Raw genomic sequence first — 19,432 nt, 5'->3', positions numbered from 1 at the left:
GATTTTTGATTTCAGATTTATGCTTTTAGTTTTGTTAGTAATGAACCGGCTGCGCTGTTTTACAGGTTTAGTGTTTTTGGTGCTGCTGTCGTTATACGCGGGCGCCCAGGATAAGTACAGGCTACATTATGTTTTTGCCGGCAAAGATACCAGCTTCCGGCCTGAAACACTGGGATTGCAAACCACATTTGCCAACCAGGCGCAATGCCGGCAATATATTGACCAGGCCATCAGTTCCCTTCAGCTTAAAGGATATATTACCGCATCGGCAGACAGTACGGTTTTTGATTCAACAGCGGCACAGGTGTGGATATATGCCGGAAACGTATACCAATGGGCTGAGCTGAACACCGACAGCGCTGATAAAAAAATGCTTGCTGCAATAGGATGGAACAGCAAAGCATTTACCCATACTCCCCTGGATTTTGCTCAGGTAAGGTACTGGCAGGAGCGGATGCTTAATTATTATGAAAACAATGGCTATCCCTTTGCGCAGGTGGTGTTCGACAGCTTAACGATAGCAAATGACAGTGTATTCAGCAGTCTTAAAACGGCGGAAGGACCCGCGTATAAAATTGATAGCATAAGGGTTTACGGCAATGCTAAAATTTCCAATACCTTCCTTCAAAAATACCTGGGTATAGCCAATGGGTCTGCTTACAGCAAAGCCCGGCTGCAGGCTGTCAGCCGGCGTTTACTGGAGCTGCCCTACCTGAAGGAAATTAAAACATGGGATATGACAATGACCGGTTCGGGCTCGGTACTGAACCTGTATATTGATTCCAGGAAAAGTAGCCAGGTGGATGTGCTGGTAGGCTTTTTACCGGCTGCGGAAGGCACCGGAAGAACCAAGTTGCAGCTTACCGGCGAGGCCAATATCAACCTCAAAAATGCATTGGGCAGCGGGGAAACCATTGGTGTAAACTGGCAGCAGATACAGGTGAAATCGCCCCGGCTCCATTTAAAGTACGAGCATCCCTTTGTGTTTAATTCGCCTTTCGGATTCGACTTTAATTTTGACCTGCTGAAAAAAGATTCCTCATTTCTGAATCTTAATGCGCAATTCGGGGTTCAGTACCTGTCAACCGGCAAGCAAACCGGGAAAGTATTCTTTCAAAGCTTCTTTACCAATGTATTGCCGGCAGGCATTGATACGGCACAGATAAAAATATCGAAAAGGCTGCCTTCCTATATTGATGTAAATACCAGCAATGTGGGTATTCATTACGGGTATAATAATACCGATTACCGGTTTAACCCACGCAGGGGAAATGAGTTTACGATCATTACTTCGGCGGGTTTGCGAAAGATCAAACCTAATGCAGCTATTGCCGGTATTAAAAAAGACGCTTCAGGCAATGATTTTGATTATGCTTCATTGTACGATACGCTGGATCTGCGAACCTATCTTTTAAAGCTTAACCTGGCCGGTGCACATTATTTCAAAACAGGCAAACAGTCGGTATTAAAAGCAGCCGTAAACGGCGCCTGGCTGTATACACATGATATTTTTAAGAATGAAATGTACCAGATCGGGGGGTATAAGCTATTGCGGGGTTTTGATGAAGAAAGTATTTATGCCAGCAGTTATGCTGTTTTAACAGCAGAGTACAGGGTTTTTATAGGGCTAAACTCCTATTTTTTTGGATTTGCTGATGGCGGATGGATACAAAACAAGGCTTACGGCGAAGTGCAGGAAAAAAATCACACGTACCTGGGACTTGGCATTGGTATGGCATTTGAAACAAAAGCCGGCATTTTTAATTTAAGCTATGCTGTAGGCAAGCGTGATGATATGCCCATAAATTTCAGGCAGTCTAAGATACATTTTGGACTGGTAAGCCTGTTTTAATATAAGTTTTGAAACAATCATTATGATTCAGATATTTTTGCAGCATAAAACATTCAACAATTGAGAAGGATCCTGTTAATATGGGTGGTTCTGCAGGTTGGTTTAATTGCTGCCGTATATGGCCAGGATGATTCTTCCGGTGTAAAGCCGCCTCCTGCGCAGACAACACCTGCGCAGGATACCTTAGCTCCTGAGCCGGTCAGGAAAAAGATCATTCCTGTTATTAAGCAGGTAAAGCAGGAGCAGGTGCATATACCTGCCGATACGGTGCCGGAGCTCGCCCAAAATGTTCCTTCCCCTTTGGCGCTTTACGGGAATGCTATATTGCCCTATATTGCGGGTCACCCGTATTATAGTGTTAGCAACGATGTTGTTTACATGCCTTCAAAGTGGTATACGCCGGAGAGTAAAGATGAATTGTTTTATATTTTTTGCGGCACGTTGTTTTTCCTGGGAATATTAAGGGTTGGCTTTCCCAAATATTTCCAGGACGTATTCAATGTTTTCTGGCGATCGGCATTCCGGCAAAAACAAATACGGGATCAGCTTCAGCAGGCTGGTATGACCACTCTGCTTTTTAATATCTTCTTTGTTTTTAGCGCAGCCCTGTTTAGTTACCTTGTTATAACATATACCACCAGTTATAGCCTGCAGCCATGGTTATTATTTACTATTTGTTTTTTTAGTATAACCTTCATCTATATAGGAAAATATTTTATTTTGAAACTAACCGGCTGGATGTTTGGGCAGCAAACAGCAGCAGATTCTTATATTTTTATTGTTTTTTTGATCAATAAAATATTATCAATATTATTAATACCACTAATGCTGGTACTGGCTTTCGGAGATCCAATGCTTCAACAGGTAGCTTTTACCATTTCTATTGTGCTGTTATCGGCATTATTGGTTTACAGGTTTATTCTTTCTTTTACGGGGTTTCGTAATGAATTGAGAATTAGCCTATTGCATCTTGTTCTATATGTAGGCGGGTTTGAAATTATACCGGTATTAGTGATTTACAAACTCCTGTTACATTTGTTTGTCAGAAGTTCGTAACTTTGCAAAATCATTGCCTAATAAAGATAAACATATAGTTAAACAGGAGAAAATGGCAGTAAGCAGTTCTACTATGTCTATTAAAAAGGTCCTGATAACCCAACCACGCCCGGATTCGGATAAATCCCCTTACTTTGAACTGGCACGAAAACACAGTGTTGAGCTGGAGTTTTACCCGTTTATAAGGCTGGAAGGCTTGCCTTCCAAGGATTTTCGCAAGCAAAAGATTGATATTAGTCAATATAGTGCCGTAATATTCACCAGCAGGCATGCCATTGACCATTTTTTTCGGATATGCGAAGAGCTTAAAATAGCCGTATCGCAGGATACCAAATATTTTTGCATAACGGAGGCGGTGGCTTTATATCTTCAAAAATTTATTCTTTACAGGAAGCGAAAGGTGTTTTATGGAGCCGATGGTACCAATAAAAGCCTGTTTGAAGTAATTAATAAACATAAAGAAAATGAGCAGTTTTTGTATCCCTGTTCTGAAAATCAGCAGGATAACGATATCATTAACTGGCTTAAAGCCAATAAATGCGAATTTGCCACGCCGTTCATGTACAGAACGATCAGCAATGATGTGAAGCAGGTGCTTACAAAATTTGAGTTTGATGTAATATGCTTTTTTACCCCAAGCGGAGTAAGAAGCCTGTTAGAGAATTTTCCCCTGTATAAACAAAACGGAACCAGGATAGGCGCTTTTGGAAATAATACTTCTAAGGCCATAGAAGAAGCAGGATTAACGCTGCATATTAAAGCGCCCGCTCCCGAAACCCCTTCCATGGTGGCAGCGCTCGAAAAGTTTTTGAGCAGCAACAAAAAATAATTGTTTTCGAATTTAGCTGAATGGGTGTATTTACTAATCATCTCATACATGAAACCAGCCCCTATTTGCTGCAGCATGCCTATAATCCCGTTAACTGGTACCCCTGGAACGAAGAAGCCCTTAAAAAAGCAGAGAAGGAAAATAAGCCAATATTAGTGAGCATTGGTTATGCCGCCTGTCACTGGTGTCATGTAATGGAAAGGGAAAGCTTTGAGGATGAAAGCGTGGCGGCTATCATGAATGAACATTTCATTAATATTAAAATAGACCGCGAGGAAAGACCCGACCTTGACCACATTTACATGAATGCGGTTCAAACCATGACTGGAAGCGGAGGCTGGCCCCTTAATGTATTTTTAACACCTTCCAGGAAGCCCTTTTATGGAGGTACTTATTTCCCCCCTTCCCCGGTGTCTAACCGGCCCTCGTGGCAGCAGGTGCTGCAGGGTGTGGTTAATGCTTTCAGGGATAAACGCGGTGAAATAGAATCGCAGGCAGAAAACCTTACCGGCCACCTGTTGCAATCCAATACTTTTGGCATAACAAAGCCTTCCGGTATAGAAAACACCACAACCGGGCAGTTCAATACCATTTTTGAGCACATTATGCAGTCTGCCGATACCAAAGACGGCGGATTTGGAAGAGCGCCCAAGTTTCCCCAAACATTTACCATACAGTTTCTGCTGCGGCATTTTTTTTATACGCAAAATGAAAAAGCTTTGCATCAGGCTTTATTAAGCCTTGATAAAATGATTTACGGAGGTATATATGACCAGTTGGGAGGAGGATTTGCGCGGTATGCTACCGACAGTAAATGGCTGGTGCCTCATTTTGAGAAGATGCTTTATGATAATGCCTTACTGGTGATTGTACTGAGTGAGGCTTACCAGCTTACCAAAAATCAATTATACGCGGATACGATAGGACACACGATGGATTTTATTGAGCGTGAGCTGATGAGCGAAGAAGGTGGTTTTTTTTCCGCACTGGATGCAGACAGCGAGGGTGTGGAGGGCAAATACTATGTTTGGAATAAAAAAGAAATTGAATCGGTATTACAGGAAGATGCGGCTGTTTTTTGTAAATATTATGGTATCAGTGAAGAAGGCAACTGGGAACACCGGAATATTTTAAGCGTACTGCAACCCTTAGATGAATTTGCCGCTCAACATAAATTGGATAAGGCAACCATAGCGGCTACTTTACATTATTGCAGAACCCGGCTTTTGGAAGTTCGGCAGAAAAGAGTTCCCCCGCTGTTAGACGACAAAATTTTGCTGAGCTGGAATGCATTGATGAACATGGCCTGCAGTAAAGCCTATGCGGCATTGGGAGAAGAAAGGTATAAGCAGTCAGCCCAAAAAAATATGGCGTTTTTGCTGCGTAAGTTCAGGGATGGGCATACGGGAAGCTGGTTGCACGCGTATAAAAACGGGGTAAGCAGGCATCCCGCCTTTTTAGATGATTATGCTTTCCTGGTTCAGGCGCTTATTTGCTTGCAGGAAATTACCGGAAACCGGGATTATTTACTCACATCGAAGCAATTGATGGAGTTGATCATTGATAATTTTAGCGAAGCGGAAACAGGCTTCTTTTTTTATACGCACCGCAACCAGCAGGATGTTATTTTGCGTATAAAAGAGGTATATGATGGGGCCACTCCTGCGGGTAACTCAATAATGGCTTGGAATTTGCATTATTTGTCACTTGTTTTTGATAATGCCGCATGGAGGGCCCGGGCGTTAGCCATGTGCACTTCCTTAAACGGAGTAATTGTAAAATATCCAACCTCGTTTGGAATGTGGGCAGCTATAACGTATGATATTTTTTATGGGTTAAATGAAATAGCGGTGGTGGGTAATCGTTATAAAGACGTTGCTTCAGATATTGCAGCGCATTATTTGCCCAATAAAGTGATCCAGTCTGCTCCGGGAAACGATGCTGATTTCCCCTTGCTGACCGGCCGGCACGTTAAAGACAAAACCTATATCTATTTATGCCGCAATTATTCCTGCTTACAACCGGTAGAAAAGGTGGCTGATGTAATACAACTCATTGAGCAGGAAAGGAAAAGATAAAGGAGAAAAAGCACAATAACTTGGGGCGCCTATCGTTTATATCACTTGTGTTTCCGGGTATTTTTGACCCCGTACGCTAAAAAAAATATAATATTCAAAACGTCGAAAATTTAAATTAATATTTCATCTATATTTGTCCATATACCCTTTAAGCTATTTGTATGAAAATGAAAGGCCTGTTACTTAACCTCGTTATAATTGCTGCACTGAGTATGGTGTTTGCAAGTTGTGGCAAGTTGAAATCATCTAAAGGCTTACCAAAAGATGGTCAGTTGCATGGAGTTGCACCAGGAGGAAAATATACGCTTCCGAAGCCTCCCGGCATGGTGTATATTCCCCAGGGAACGTTTCATATGGGGGCCAGCGACGAGGATATCAATTATGCGTTTACCGCCCGTAATAAACAAATTACCATCAATGGTTTCTGGATGGACGAGACGGAGATCACCAATAATGAATACCGCCAGTTTGTAAACTGGGTTCGTGATTCCATTGCCGGTGATAAACTGGGTTATAAATCCAAAGACGGCAACAGCCTCGACTGGAAGAAAATCCAAACCATTAAGTGGAATGATCCCAAAACCGTTGAGCAGTTAGATGCTATGATCGTTTCTCCGGATAACCGCATATTTGGCAAAAAAGAACTCGATGCGGGAAAGATGGTGTATCACTCAGAAACATTCGACTATAAAGAAGCTTCCCGGAAGGAAAACGCAACACAGGCGCGTTCTAAGTTTATAGTTAAAAAAGATATTCCTATTTACCCCGATACACTGGTTTGGATAAGAGATTTTTCTTACTCTTACAACGAACCGATGTCGAAAAGATATTTTTCTCATCCCGCTTTTGGTAATTACCCTGTTGTAGGGGTAACCTGGAAGCAGGCGGTTGCGTTTACCGAATGGAGAACAAAATACCTGAACAGCTTCCTGGAATCCCAGAAAAGAACCCAGGAGTCGGATTTCCGTTTGCCTACAGAAGCAGAATGGGAATACGCCGCACGTGGCGGACGTTCACAGGCGCCCTTTCCCTGGGGTGGCTATTACCTGAGAAATAAAAAAGGCTGCTTACTGGCTAACTTTAAGCCCGGACGTGGTAATTATGCTGAGGACGGAGGTTTATATCCTGTTCGTGCAGACGCTTACTGGCCGAATGACTTTGGATTATATAATATGGCAGGAAATGTGGCAGAATGGACCTCTTCTATTTTTTACGAAGGCGCTTACAACTTTCAGCACGACATGAACCCGGATATTCGCTGGAATGCAAAAGACAGTGATCCTCCCCGCATGAAACGTAAAGTTTTGCGTGGTGGTAGCTGGAAAGACGTTGGTTATTTCCTTCAGGTGAGTACCCGTACGTACGAATACCAGGATACAGCAAAATCCTATATAGGTTTCCGTTGTGTAATTGATCTTCCGCCATCTGGCAAACGCAGATAACGCAAGGCGGCTACCAACCAATTGCTTAGCTTAAAAACAACTGTACAATATCCGAACTATTTATGCTTGTGTGGTGTTATATAGGTTTATATGGCCCGGCATAGCATGATCATTACCTTTTGAAATCTAAAAAGAAAAACCCTTTAAAAAACAAAAAACTCTCTTTTTTATGGCAGGCACAAACAGATCCACCGAAAGACTCGTTAACGTTTTAGTGTGTGTTGGCGCAGCAGTAGTAATTTTTGGCGCATGGGCCAAAATTCTTCACAAACCCTTTGCCGATGTGATGCTTACGGTTGGGCTTTTAACAGAAGCGGCAATATTTTTAGCCTACGCATTTTTACCGCCTCCCGGTGGTGAAATGAAAGAAATTGCGGAAGCTTTTAAAGGCGGTGCTGTTAGCGGAGGAAATCCTGCACTGGCATCTATGGATAAGATGTTGCAGGATGCAGCTATTAACCCTGCCAATCTGCAACGCTTAGGCGATAATTTCAGCAAGTTTGGATTAACGGTTGAAAAAATGTCTGATATAGCCGATATTACTGCGGTTACCGGTGAGTATACTGCTAAAACAAAAGCCGCCTCCCAGGCATTAGACACAGTTAAGGATGCTTATCTTGGCGCTGCCAATACAGCAAAAACCTTTAGCGAAGCTTCTGAATCTACCAGGCAGTTCCATGATCAGGTACAAACGCTTACTAAAAATTTATCTTCTTTAAATACGATTTACGAATTGGAGTTACAGGATACGAATAACCATTTAAAAGCGATGAACGGCTTTTACAGCAACCTGGTACAGGCTTCACAAACCATGCAGGGTAGTGTAGAAGACGCTAAAAAGACACAGGAACAAATTGGCTTACTGGCTAAAAACTTAGGAAGTCTGAATAATGTGTATGGCAATATGCTGTCTGCAATGCAGGGCAGATAATTTTGAACGGATGGGTTGAATATTCAATCCATTTCTTATTAACCCTTGATTCGTATACATTAAATCCTGAAAAATCATGTCACTACCTAAAGAGCCACGGCAGAAGATGATCAACATGATGTATTTGGTGCTTACAGCAATGCTGGCGCTGAACGTATCTGCCGAAATCATTAATGCCTTTAAAACGATTGACAGCAGCCTGGTAAAATCCAACAGCACGCTGTCTTCAGCCACATCAGAAATATATGATGCATTTGCAGCCAGCCTGGAAGATCCAAAAACCCGCGAAAAAGCGGCTATCTGGAAGCCCAAGGCAGACCAGGTGCAAGCGCTTTCTGCAAAACTGACTGTTTATATTGATAATTTAAAAGATGGTTTAAAAAGAGGAAGCGGGTATGATCCTGAAAAGGGTGATACCACTTTTAAAATTGATAACCTTGATGCGGCTACCCGCATAATGGGTACCGAAGGAAAAGGAGAAGAACTCCGTTTGGCTCTGGAACAGTATAAAAAGGATATTCTTTCCATTGATCCCGAAATTGCAAAAGAGTTTGACCATAACCTGCCTGTCAATACGGAAAAGCCGGTTTCGCAGGCTGGTAACACCAACCAGGACTGGTCGGCTGCTTATTTTCATATGACGCCTACCATTGCAGCGCTTACCATTCTCAGTAAATTTCAAAATGATGTTAAAAATACCGAGAACAAAGTGGCTTCTTTCTGTTTCAAGAAAATTGGCGATGTAAAAGTTATTTTCGACAAGTTTGAACCAATGATCGGGGCTAACGCTACTTATCTGATGCCGGGCGAGCAATTAGAGATCAAAGCCGGGTTAGGCGCCTTTAATGCCAGCGTTATGCCTAAAGTGTTTATTAACGGTAACGCGGTTACAGTAGGTGCTAACGGGGTGGCGGATGTAAAAATGCCGGCCGGCGGTTCGGGCCCCCACAAAATGAATATTGATGTTAAATACCCTGACCCGGCTACCGGTGAAGAAAAAACCATCAGCAAGGTGTTTGAGTACACGGTTGGTCAGCCTTCGGGTGTAGCCGTAATGGCAGATAAAATGAATGTATTGTATGTGGGTGTAGACAATCCTTTGACTATTACCGCAGGTGCCGGTAGTGAAAAAGTAAGTGCTTCTATCAGTAACGGAAGAGTTTCAAAAGCCGGCGGAAGCAAATATATTGCTAAGCCCGAACAGCCAGGTGAGGCGAACGTAAATGTAATGGTAGATGGCAAATCGGTAGGTAAAGTAGCTTTCCGCGTAAAATATCTTCCTCCTGCCACAGGTATGGTAGGTACTTTTGAAGGCGGGCAGGTATCTACTGCGCAGTTTAAAGCAATGGGCGGTGTAAGGGCTGTGCTGCAAAACTCTGAATTTGAAGCTTTGTATGAAGTAGTCAGCTATACGATCGCCGATTTAAGCAGTCCGGATTACAACCCTATTGCCAATAACGGTCCGCGTTGGGGTGGAAGCGCTGCTTCATTGGTAAATAACCTGAAACCGGGAAGAGGCGTTTATATTGATAATATCAAAGCCAGGGGGCCGGACGGGAGAACGATTACTTTAAAGCCATTATCGTTTATATTGAGGTAATATGCCTGTTTATATAATGTTTTATCATTTGTTTTAGTTATTTAACACTTTTGACCATGAAATGGAAATTTGCGAAATACGCTTTGCTGGCAGTGGCTTTTGGAATGGTGGTTAATGCCGCTGATGCGCAAACCGCACCGCGGAAAAAAACCACGCGGAAAACAACCGCACCTGCTAAAAAAACAACAGCTAAGAAAACACAGGCTAATGTTGCCGACGCTAATCTTGGTGTGGCCAAACAGGATACCATGATTGTAAAGGCGCCGCCAAAGCAGGATCCTTTAAAGATGGATACCATAAGGAAATCACTGCGTAACGACAATGCGATAGAGATGAACCTTGTGAAAGACCGTACACCGCTGGCGTATGAGAACATTCGCGAAGACGATGCCATTTACAGGGAGAAAGTGTGGAGGGAGATTGATATCCGCGAAAAAGTAAACCTTCCCTTCCGGTATAAAGCAGACGATGATAATGGTAACCAGCGTTTTATTGCCATTTTACTCAATACCATTAAAAGTGGTGAGGTTACGGCTTTTGACGCATCCATAGATGACCGCTTTACTACGCCCATGACGTTGGATCAGATCGGCTCAAAGCTGGCAGGTTCCTGCGATACCATAATGGTGCCCGATACGGAAAAAGACCCTACCTTGTCAAAAGGGATTATGAAAGAATCTGTGGTGTGCGAAGAGTTTAATATGGACGATATTACCAAATTCAGAATTAAAGAAGAATGGGTATTTGATAAAGAGTCCTCCAGGATGTACGTGAGGATACTGGGAGTTGCCCCGGTAAAAACCTACTTCGATAAAGTTACCGGACAGGAAATTGGCTCTGCTCCCATATTTTGGGTATACTACCCCGATATGCGGCCTGCACTTGCCAAATTTGAGGTATATAATGGTAAAAACTACGGAGCACGTATGAGCTGGGAAGAATTGTTTGAAAGCCGTTTCTTCGGAAGTTATATAGTTAAGTCTACACTCGACAACCCGTATGATCTTTATTTGAAGCAATATGTAAAAGATGATGTGCTTCGGTTGTTACAGGGCGAGGATATTAAAACCACCATTTTTAATTACGAACAGGATCTTTGGTCGTATTAATTCATAAAACATATTTGCTTAAAAAGGATTGCCAACCGGTAATCCTTTTTTGCTTTTAATGCTTTGCGGAACGGAGCCGGATGCGGTCGGCACACAACAAAGGAGCGTCTGGCCGCCTGTTCACGTTATTACACAAAGCGGGTGGTTATGTAAAAAATGGCTAACCCGGATCTGATAAAAATACCCATATTTGGGTATTGCAATGTGAACCTGCTACAGTATCTTTACCTCGGTTTTTCATAGGATATTGGATTTTAAAAACGGGGCTGGATATCTATCCTGGCCCCTTTTTATTTTGAACGGGCAATAGGTTTATTTTCCCTTTTTTTTGAAATGATCACTGATAAGTTGTGCTTTAGCGTTGCCAATAAGGGGTATCAGGTTTTCGGGAGGCGCATGTTCTATATTTTTAACCGACCTGAATGTTTTCAGCAACAGGTCTGTAGTAGTCTTGCCAATACCAGGTATCATCTCCAGCTCATTTTTAAAAGTTCCCTGGCTCCGCTTTTTACGGTGGAAGGTAATGCCAAACCGGTGCACCTCATCCCTGATCTGCCTTAGCAATTTTAAGCTGTCGCTCCCCCAGTCTAACTTTACCGACTGCCTGTCACCGCTGAAGAATACTTCTTCTTCATTTTTAGCCAATCCTATCACCGTCATTTTCCCATTCAGGTTCAATTCGTTAATGGCTTCAAGCGCAGCGCTTAGCTGTCCCTTGCCACCGTCTATAATCACCAGTTGCGGAAGCGGCTCCTCTTCGGCAACGAGCCTTTTATACCGCCGGTGCACGGCTTCTTTCATAGTAGCAAAATCATTGATCCCTTCAACTGTTTTTACATTAAAATGACGGTAATCTTTCTTGCTGGGTATACCCATTTTAAAGCACACCATTGCCGAAACCGGAAAGCTTCCCTGGAAGTTAGAGTTATCAAAACATTCAATATGTTCCGGTAATTCGGGCAAAAGCAGATCCTTCTGTACCTGGTAAAGTATGGCTTTCTTCTCTGCATCTGTTTTTCCTTCCAGTTGGAGCATCTTTCTTTTTTTTAACTCTTCCTGGAAGTAATTGACGTTTTTTTGTGAGAGGTCTAACAATTTTTTCTTGTCTCCCGCCTTTGGCGCAGTAACGATAATGCCTTCCTGCGGATAATGTATGGGAAAGGGCACAATCATTTCCGGGGCATTGCTGTTAAAGGTATCCCTTAGTTCAGCGATAGCAAATTCGAGCACATCTGTTGCCGTTTCGTCTAACTTTTTTTCGAGGGTAATGGTTTTGGTTTGTACAATAGTGCCGTTTTCCACCATCAGGTAGTTTACATAGGCAATTTTCCCTTCTTCTAAAATAGAAAACACATCCATAGTACCCAGCTTATTGTTTACTATGGTTGATTTTGACCGGTATTGCTGCAAATGCTCAATCTTTTTTCTCACCATTTCAGCTTTTTCAAATTCCATATTTTCCGAAAGCATCTTCATTTCTTCACTGAACCTGCTGATCACCGGCGACAAATTGCCTTTTAGCAGGTTCTTTATCTGTAATAAGCCTTCTTTGTAATCTTCTGCTGTTTGCAATCCTTCACATGGGCCTTTGCAGTTACCTAAGTGATATTCAAGGCAAACCTTGAATTTTTTCTTCTGTATATTCTGCGGGGTAAGATTAAGCTTACAGTTGCGCAGGGGTATGTTTTGCCTGATAAAATCCAGCAGTTCCCTCACTTTTCCTACGGAAGTATAGGGTCCCAGGTATTCCGATCCGTCACTGATCTTTCTGCGGGTAAGAAAAACACGGGGGAAATGTTCGTTCTTTATAACAATATAAGGAAAGGTTTTATCGTCCTTTAGCTGGATATTATATTTTGGCCGAAACTGTTTGATGAGGCTGTTTTCCAGCAAAAAAGCATCCTGCTCCGAATCTACAATGGTAAACTCTATTCCATGTATCCGCTGAACCAGCTCATGTGTTTTATAGCTGGAGAGGTTTTTATTGAAGTAGGAACTGATTCTTTTTTTTAGATTTTTAGCCTTGCCTACATACAGCAATTCATGTTCTTCATTATAGTATTTGTAAATGCCCGGCTGTAGGGGTATCGTATGCACAATTTGCTGAAAGGATGCTGTAGTCATAGTAATTCAGATGCAAAATTAGTTGAATTATCAATGACAGCGGTTTACGGGGGGTTAATCCCTGTCATCCCACACGTACCGTTCAAGCGTAACCGCTTCCGGTTGATCTTTTTTTTGTACAAGTGTGGTAATCTGGCAGCCGCGGTTAGCGGTCCACAGCATTTTTTGGGTTACTGTGCTATCTATGCCCGGGAAGCTTTTTTCTATGTAAATGGTTTTTACCCCGGTGTTTTCCTGCTTCAGTAAAATATCCGCTTTCCGGATAACGGCCTTTTCATTGTTGGGGGCATAGGTGAGTGTTATTGTTCCCAGTGTGGCATCAATAAAGGAAGTTTCCTCATATTGAGGTTTTAGTTCGGGTGAGCCGATATCCGGTGTCATAAATGTTGCCGCGATAGCTTTAAAGTTTTTTTTGTCTACAATAGAAGTGTCTGTAACATGATTGATGGTTGTGTATTTTAAAACGGCCAGTGGCATGGAATCAATGTATATAAGCTGGCTGCGTATAAAATTACCGATAGGATAAAATGCTTCTACGGTATTATCTTCTTTTGTGCCGGATGACGCAGTAGTGTTATTCCTGCAGTTGCAAAGCACACAGGGTAATGCTATAAGGAAAATGAGCAGTTGTTTTTTCATCTGCTAAAAATAATGAAACAAATGATTGGATAAACCGGAGTGGAACAGGTTTTTGAAGAAGCGGAATAGCCGTATGGTATGCAGCGTGTAAAAAGCGCTTATCGTATGGTTTTTGTTACGCCGATCTTAAATCCGAAATCAACTAAGTATTCTTTAACCGGGTATTCGTTTTTATAGCTCGACATTAGCTGGTACCTCAGCTGAGGACCTGCCTGCCATTTAAATGATCCCATATTATACGATACATAGGTTTCTACGCCGGCATTAATATTCCATTTCCGTATAAGCGAAGGATCCTGGCCATACCGCTTGAAATCGGTGGAAAGCAGGTAAACATTGTTGGCAAAATTATATACCGGCTGAGCGCTGGCAGCGATATTCCATTTTAAAGTTGAATTGCCCAGTACACCCCATTCAAAGCCAACCGGCAAAGACACCTGGAAATATTCGTTATTGAACCAGGAGGATCCGTTGCCGCTGAAATTCTGTAAAGTAGAGATAACATTAATAGAGTCTGTGCCTAAGGGATTGGAAACAACAGCAAGCGTAGTTTGTTCAGGCTTGGCAGCGTAAGCCCTGAGCTGGTACCTGGAATAATTTAATTGCAGCCCCGCTCTTAATACAAAATTATTGGTTAGCTTGTAAATAACATTAGCCCCAACTTCGGCGCCAACGGCAGGCTTATGTGTAACTAAGTTATTTACTGAAGTGCTTTTTTGAGTAGTGCTGTAAGGTACGCCCTTAAACACATCGGTAACTTCAGTAATGCCGCTGGTAAGTTTTCTGTAGCTTACCGTAGGGGAGAAGAACAGTTGCCATTCGAACTTTGACTTTTTGAATGCCTCACCACCCCATAACACTTTCCTGATCTCTTTGTCTTTATCTTCTTCATCCGCGGTTTTGTCAAATTTTGGTTTGGCTATGCCCGCTGTGCTTATATGATCCGGTAGCTTCCCGGAACCTGTTATTTCAAGGTCTTCTTCATCCGCATAGCTATTGTCGTCACTATTGTTGTCGTCATTATGGTGAAGGGATGGCTTTACTGCCTGTATCTTTTTTTCAGTAAAAGGATCAGGTATGAATACCGGTTCAAAAATAGCCTTATCCGCATCGTTCATAACCGGAGTAGTAAGAGCCGCAAGCCCGGTTTCATTTAAAGAAGTACCCGGAACTGTGGATGGATGAGCATTTTTAAAATGATTACTGCTGAAAGTAAGCACTTTATTAACAGAAGCCAGGTTGTGTGTGTGATAATCAATAAGCACGGCAGTGCCAAGCAGTAGCAACAATGTTAATGAAATGTACGGCCATTTTTTCCTGGGATGAACAGACCGTTGAATATTGTTCCAAACTTTATCAGATGGATACATCTTGTATTGATCAGCCTTCTCCTTCAGGAATTCATCAAATTCATCTATATGAATATTTCTCTCCATAGTCAGTCCCTTGGTATATCAATAACAGGTTAGTAGCTTTGGTTTATATAATAAATTTTCTTTTCTTATTAAGGGTGTACAGCCACCAGCTCTAACTTTGAAGCATACTGCGGTAAAATATGTTTCTTCATGAGTATGTCTTCCAGCATTGCTTTTGCCCTTGTATATTGTGAGCGGCTTGTGCTCTCTTCAATATCAAGCATCATGGCAATTTCACGGTGCGAATAACCTTCCACGGCGTAAAGGTTCAGTACGGTACGATACCCGATCGGCAGCATTCTGATACATTCCACCACCTGTTTCGCCTGCACAATAGAAGGAACGCTTTCCTCACGGATATGCACACCTGAAGCATGTATCAGATCTACACTTTCCGTAAACTTCCTGTTTTTTTTCAGGTTGTTGATACAGGTATGAACAATGATCTTCCTGATCCATCCTTCCAATGCGCCCCTGTTTTGAAATTGCGTTAACTGTCCAAAGATCTTAATAAAGCCTTCCTGCAACATATCTTCCGCATCCTCACGGCTTTTAGCGTAACGGTAACAAACAGACAGCATTTTAGGGCTATAGCGGTAGTATAGTTCCTGCTGTGCTGCTGCCTGGTTCCGTAAACAGCCTTTGAGCATTGCCTCTTCAGTCATGAAATCAATGTTGATTTCACGTAAGTTAGACAATTTTTTGATACAATGTGCTGCCCGGGAAAGAAAAAATTTGATTTTTGATAACCTCTTTTAGGGCGTCAACTGCGGCTGTTCCATGAGCACATTACCTGTCATTTGAGCCGGAATTTCCAGCCCCATCATTTGTAAAATAGAAGGGGCCAGGTCGCCCAGCTTACCGCTGCTGATTTTCCCCTTCCAGCTTTTATCAATGATAAAGAAGGGAACAAGGTTTAAAGTATGTGCCGTGTTCGGTGTTCCGTCTTCATTAATGATATAATCGGCATTGCCATGATCGGCTGTAAGAAATATGGCATAACCATGTTCCAGTCCTGCAGTTACTATTTTTTCCACGCAGGTATCCACCGTTTCCACCGCTTTAATTACGGCTTCCCATACGCCGGTATGCCCTACCATATCTGCGTTAGCGAAATTGAGGCAAATAAAATCGGCCGTTTCATTTTGAATTTCCGGCAGCAGGGAGGCGGTAAGCTCGTAGGCGCTCATTTCCGGCTTAAGGTCGTAGGTGGCCACTTTAGGCGAGGGAGCCATGATCCTTTTTTCTCCTTCAAAAGGCGTTTCACGGCCACCGCTGAAAAAGAAGGTTACATGCGGGTATTTTTCCGTTTCCGCGATCCTGATCTGCTTCAGCCCGTTAGCGGCTATTATTTCTCCTAAAGTGTAGGTAAGGTTATCGTTCTGAAATATAACGTGCACCTTTTTATAGGTTTTGTCGTATTCCGTCATGGTGGTATATTCCAGGGGAAGCGTATGCATATTATATTCCGGCATATCGGTTTGGGTTAGCACTTCGGTAATTTCCCTGCAACGGTCGGTCCGGAAATTAAAGCAAACCACCGCATCTCCCGGCTTAATCTGCCCTCTTCCGTGAAGCGGTTGCCTTTTAATAATAGGCCTGATAAACTCGTCTGTAACATTTGCCGTATAAGAAGCTTCTACAGACTGAACAATGTTATCGGTTTGCTCCCCCTGGCCGTTTACTAAGGCGTCATAAGCTATTTTTACCCTTTCCCAGCGTTTGTCTCTGTCCATGGCATAATAGCGTCCTGTAACGGTGGCTATTTCGCCGGTAGTTTGAGCAAGATGTTGCTGGAGGTCTTTAATAAAGCCAAGCCCGCTTTTGGGATCGGTATCGCGGCCATCGGTAAACGCATGAACAAACACATCATTAAGCTTTTCTTCCCGGCAAATGCCTGTAATGGCTTTAATGTGATTGATGTGCGAATGCACCCCGCCGTCACTTACCAGTCCTAACAGGTGCAGTGATTTCTTGTGTGTTTTAGCGTAGTGTATGGCATCCAATAAAATTTTATTATTCCTGAGCTCCCCTGTTCTGATGGCTACATTAATGCGTTGCAGTTCCTGGTACACAACCCTTCCCGCGCCTATATTTAAGTGACCTACTTCACTGTTACCCATCTGTCCATCGGGTAAGCCAACCGCTTCACCGCAGGTAACAAGGGTAGTATGAGGGTATTTGCTGTAAAGCGAACTAACAAACGGCGTTTTAGCATTTTGAATGGCATCGCTGGATTTTATTTTGCCCAGGCCCCAGCCATCCATAATGATCAGGATTACTTTTTTGCTTTTCATAGCGCAAAAGTAGGCTATTTGAAAATTCCGGGGTTTGTACCGGAGCTTTTAAAATGAGAAATATGCAATGCATTAACCAGGGCAGGACAGGCGGTTGGTACAAATGACATGAATAATTATATTTTTTTTAACATTTGAGACATTTATACATAATCTGGCACATTTTTGGGATACTTCTGAACAGAATTTTTTACCATGAAAAACTATGTTATCAAGATACTTTTGTCTGTTTTAATGGTAGGAGGCTTTGCCTTCAATTATTCCGATTCCACTTATTCCTCTTCCATTGATGACGTGGTTACGGCAATCAATTCCGGCAACGTTAATCAGCTCTCCAGTTATTTTGATAAAATAGTAGAAATCACCCTTCACGACAAAAGTAATACCTACAGCCGCAGCCAGGCCGAAATCATACTTAAAGATTTTTTCCATTCCTACGGCGTTAAAGCCTTCCGTATTGTGCACAAAGGATCCAACAGCGGTTCCGAATTTTGTATAGGTAACCTGCAAACGAAATACGGGGCATTCAGAACCACTATTTTTATGAAAACCCGTTCCCGGCAACAAGTGCTCCAGGAGATAAGGTTTGAAGAAAACTAACCGGTAATCTGGCATATACCAGAAGCTCCGTTTCCTGCCGGCTTTAGCGAACTAAAGAAGGGGAACCTGTAATATATAATTACTATAAGGTGTCAACCGGTTTCAATTTTGGCAGAATAAGATGAATAATAAGCAGCGCAAAAATATAGGCGCTGCTGGCTATAATGAACATGGAAGCGTATCCGAACCAGTTGATCAGGTAACCGGTAATAAAAGCCAGGATAACCCCGCCAACAGCTCCTGCCATTCCTCCGATGCCGGTTACCGAAGCCACTACGTTTTTGGGAAACAGGTTACCCGCTATGGCATACATATTGGCCGACCATCCCTGGTGCGCAGCTGTTGCCAGTGCTATCAGCCCTATTATCAGGTACATGCTATGGGTTTGTGCGGCCAATGCAATAGGAAGCACGCATAAAGCACAGATAAGCATAGTGGTTTTCCGGGCCTTATTCTCCGACCAGCCCCTGTGCATGAAACGACTGGCAAGCCAGCCAAAGAAAATACTTCCCACATCGGAAACAGAATAAATGATCAGGAAGGGAATACCCAATGTACTGATGCTGAATTCGTGGTCGCCACCGGTATTGTCTACGAAATATTTGGGTAGCCAGGTAAGGTAAAACCACCAGATAGGATCAGCCAGGAATTTCCCGGTTATAAACACCCATGTTTGCCGGTAACCGAGCAATTGTCTCCAGGGAATCTTTTTATTTGTAACAGGTTCATTATCGCTATTGATATAGCTGAGTTCCCTTGCCGAAAGCTTCTTGTTCTCTTCCGGCCTGGTATAAGTATAATGCCATACGATGAGCAGGATAAAGCCCAGTATACCGGTTATAATAAAAGCAATCCGCCATCCCCAGTGATGAATAATGAAGGGAACCGTAAGCGCCGTAATGATGATTCCCACGTTTGTTCCTGCATTAAACAGGCCCGAGGCATGCGACCGCTCTTTTTTGGGAAACCATTCTGCAACGGTTTTAATGGCCGCCGGAAAATTAGCGGCTTCACCCAACCCTAAAACAAACCTTACGGCTCTTACACCCATTACGGTGTGTACAAAACCGGTTAACAAACCCGCGATACTCCATACCAGTATGCCCAGCGAATATCCTTTTTTGGTGCCTATCCGGTCAATGAGCCATCCCATGAGCAAAAATCCAAGGGCATAAGCTATTTTGAAGGCCGCATCAATCATGCTTACGATGATATTGTAATCTTCATTATTCTGCTGGGAGAATATACTTCCTGCGGGCAGGCCAAGCATCTGGCGTTTAAATACATCATCTGCAATTACGAACGACAGCACCTGCCTGTCGATATAATTTACGGTAGTAGCAAAAAACAATAGCGCCACAATGCGCCAGCGGTACCGGCCTGCGCCTTTGGGATTGGATGCATCATGTACAGTTTGTTCCAGGTTGGGTAATGGTTGTGTCATGTATATGGTTTTGCGA

15 protein-coding genes are annotated in these 19,432 nt (G+C 42.8%); 9 read left to right on the top strand and 6 right to left on the bottom strand.

Annotation, left to right across the window (positions count from 1 at the left end; all coding sequences use genetic code 11):
- The first annotated feature begins 19 nt into the window (after window positions 1–19).
- From PLE34_RS07195 to porN, 8 genes are all read left to right on the top strand, one after another.
- Window positions 20–1,852: a POTRA domain-containing protein gene (locus PLE34_RS07195; RefSeq protein WP_324555393.1), complete on the top strand. Its 1,833-nt coding sequence runs from the start codon at window positions 20–22 to the stop codon at window positions 1,850–1,852.
- Between the two features lie 60 nt (window positions 1,853–1,912).
- Window positions 1,913–2,908, top strand: coding sequence for a DUF4271 domain-containing protein (locus PLE34_RS07190; protein ID WP_324555391.1), 996 nt, complete (start codon window positions 1,913–1,915; stop codon window positions 2,906–2,908).
- Between the two features lie 52 nt (window positions 2,909–2,960).
- Complete coding sequence (locus PLE34_RS07185; RefSeq protein WP_324555389.1) at window positions 2,961–3,737, top strand: uroporphyrinogen-III synthase; 777 nt, start codon at window positions 2,961–2,963, stop codon at window positions 3,735–3,737.
- A gap of 20 nt (window positions 3,738–3,757) precedes the next feature.
- The gene (locus PLE34_RS07180; RefSeq protein WP_324555387.1) at window positions 3,758–5,815 is read left to right on the top strand and encodes a thioredoxin domain-containing protein; all 2,058 of its coding nucleotides are present in this window, start codon (window positions 3,758–3,760) and stop codon (window positions 5,813–5,815) included.
- A gap of 161 nt (window positions 5,816–5,976) precedes the next feature.
- Complete coding sequence (porK, locus tag PLE34_RS07175) at window positions 5,977–7,257, top strand: T9SS ring complex lipoprotein PorK/GldK (RefSeq protein WP_324555385.1); 1,281 nt, start codon at window positions 5,977–5,979, stop codon at window positions 7,255–7,257.
- A 169-nt stretch (window positions 7,258–7,426) separates the two neighbouring features.
- Entirely contained in the window at window positions 7,427–8,188 is a 762-nt protein-coding gene (gene porL, locus PLE34_RS07170; RefSeq protein ID WP_324555383.1) for a type IX secretion system motor protein PorL/GldL, read from the top strand.
- Window positions 8,189–8,264: 76 nt separating this feature from the next.
- Window positions 8,265–9,788, top strand: a complete 1,524-nt coding sequence (gene porM / locus PLE34_RS07165) for a type IX secretion system motor protein PorM/GldM (RefSeq protein ID WP_324555381.1) — start codon at window positions 8,265–8,267, stop codon at window positions 9,786–9,788.
- Window positions 9,789–9,844: 56 nt separating this feature from the next.
- Entirely contained in the window at window positions 9,845–10,897 is a 1,053-nt protein-coding gene (porN, locus tag PLE34_RS07160; protein ID WP_324555379.1) for a type IX secretion system ring subunit PorN/GldN, read from the top strand.
- A gap of 312 nt (window positions 10,898–11,209) precedes the next feature.
- Here porN and uvrC read toward each other — a convergent pair whose 3' ends face one another.
- The 5 genes from uvrC to gpmI form a co-directional block, all read right to left on the bottom strand.
- Window positions 11,210–13,021, bottom strand: coding sequence for an excinuclease ABC subunit UvrC (uvrC, locus tag PLE34_RS07155; RefSeq protein WP_324555377.1), 1,812 nt, complete (start codon window positions 13,019–13,021; stop codon window positions 11,210–11,212).
- A gap of 54 nt (window positions 13,022–13,075) precedes the next feature.
- Window positions 13,076–13,660 carry a hypothetical protein gene (locus PLE34_RS07150; RefSeq protein WP_324555375.1) on the bottom strand — a complete coding sequence of 195 codons (585 nt, stop codon included), beginning with the start codon at window positions 13,658–13,660 and terminating at the stop codon, window positions 13,076–13,078.
- A 98-nt stretch (window positions 13,661–13,758) separates the two neighbouring features.
- Entirely contained in the window at window positions 13,759–15,096 is a 1,338-nt protein-coding gene (locus PLE34_RS07145) for a porin family protein (protein ID WP_324555373.1), read from the bottom strand.
- A 68-nt stretch (window positions 15,097–15,164) separates the two neighbouring features.
- The gene (locus tag PLE34_RS07140; RefSeq protein WP_324555372.1) at window positions 15,165–15,740 is read right to left on the bottom strand and encodes an RNA polymerase sigma factor; all 576 of its coding nucleotides are present in this window, start codon (window positions 15,738–15,740) and stop codon (window positions 15,165–15,167) included.
- A gap of 90 nt (window positions 15,741–15,830) precedes the next feature.
- A complete protein-coding gene (gpmI, locus tag PLE34_RS07135) occupies window positions 15,831–17,372 on the bottom strand; it encodes a 2,3-bisphosphoglycerate-independent phosphoglycerate mutase (RefSeq protein WP_324555370.1) in 1,542 nt (513 codons plus the stop codon).
- A gap of 195 nt (window positions 17,373–17,567) precedes the next feature.
- Between gpmI and PLE34_RS07130 the strand changes: the two genes are divergently transcribed.
- Window positions 17,568–17,972: a DUF4783 domain-containing protein gene (locus PLE34_RS07130; RefSeq protein WP_324555368.1), complete on the top strand. Its 405-nt coding sequence runs from the start codon at window positions 17,568–17,570 to the stop codon at window positions 17,970–17,972.
- An 82-nt stretch (window positions 17,973–18,054) separates the two neighbouring features.
- Here PLE34_RS07130 and PLE34_RS07125 read toward each other — a convergent pair whose 3' ends face one another.
- Window positions 18,055–19,416 (bottom strand): MFS transporter, encoded by a 1,362-nt coding sequence (locus tag PLE34_RS07125; RefSeq protein WP_324555366.1) that lies wholly within the window; start codon window positions 19,414–19,416, stop codon window positions 18,055–18,057.
- Between the last annotated feature and the right edge of the window lie 16 nt (window positions 19,417–19,432).

The sequence above is a fragment of the Agriterribacter sp. genome, assembly GCF_035445465.1.
Lineage (GTDB): Bacteria > Bacteroidota > Bacteroidia > Chitinophagales > Chitinophagaceae > Agriterribacter.
This window is presented reverse-complemented; position numbering and strand designations above follow the sequence as displayed.

Bases quoted from the DNA above. Each gene is read 5' to 3' on its own strand.
- porN (WP_324555379.1), top strand. From the start codon at position 9,845: ATGAAATGGAAATTTGCGAAATACGCTTTGCTGGCAGTGGCTTTTGGA.
- PLE34_RS07180 (WP_324555387.1), top strand. From the start codon at position 3,758: ATGGGTGTATTTACTAATCATCTCATACATGAAACCAGCCCCTATTTG.
- PLE34_RS07130 (WP_324555368.1), top strand. From the start codon at position 17,568: ATGAAAAACTATGTTATCAAGATACTTTTGTCTGTTTTAATGGTAGGA.
- PLE34_RS07145 (WP_324555373.1), bottom strand. From the start codon at position 15,096: ATGGAGAGAAATATTCATATAGATGAATTTGATGAATTCCTGAAGGAG.
- porL (WP_324555383.1), top strand. From the start codon at position 7,427: ATGGCAGGCACAAACAGATCCACCGAAAGACTCGTTAACGTTTTAGTG.
- porM (WP_324555381.1), top strand. From the start codon at position 8,265: ATGTCACTACCTAAAGAGCCACGGCAGAAGATGATCAACATGATGTAT.
- PLE34_RS07195 (WP_324555393.1), top strand. From the start codon at position 20: ATGCTTTTAGTTTTGTTAGTAATGAACCGGCTGCGCTGTTTTACAGGT.
- PLE34_RS07140 (WP_324555372.1), bottom strand. From the start codon at position 15,740: ATGACTGAAGAGGCAATGCTCAAAGGCTGTTTACGGAACCAGGCAGCA.
- uvrC (WP_324555377.1), bottom strand. From the start codon at position 13,021: ATGACTACAGCATCCTTTCAGCAAATTGTGCATACGATACCCCTACAG.
- porK (WP_324555385.1), top strand. From the start codon at position 5,977: ATGAAAATGAAAGGCCTGTTACTTAACCTCGTTATAATTGCTGCACTG.
- gpmI (WP_324555370.1), bottom strand. From the start codon at position 17,372: ATGAAAAGCAAAAAAGTAATCCTGATCATTATGGATGGCTGGGGCCTG.
- PLE34_RS07185 (WP_324555389.1), top strand. From the start codon at position 2,961: ATGGCAGTAAGCAGTTCTACTATGTCTATTAAAAAGGTCCTGATAACC.
- PLE34_RS07125 (WP_324555366.1), bottom strand. From the start codon at position 19,416: ATGACACAACCATTACCCAACCTGGAACAAACTGTACATGATGCATCC.
- PLE34_RS07150 (WP_324555375.1), bottom strand. From the start codon at position 13,660: ATGAAAAAACAACTGCTCATTTTCCTTATAGCATTACCCTGTGTGCTT.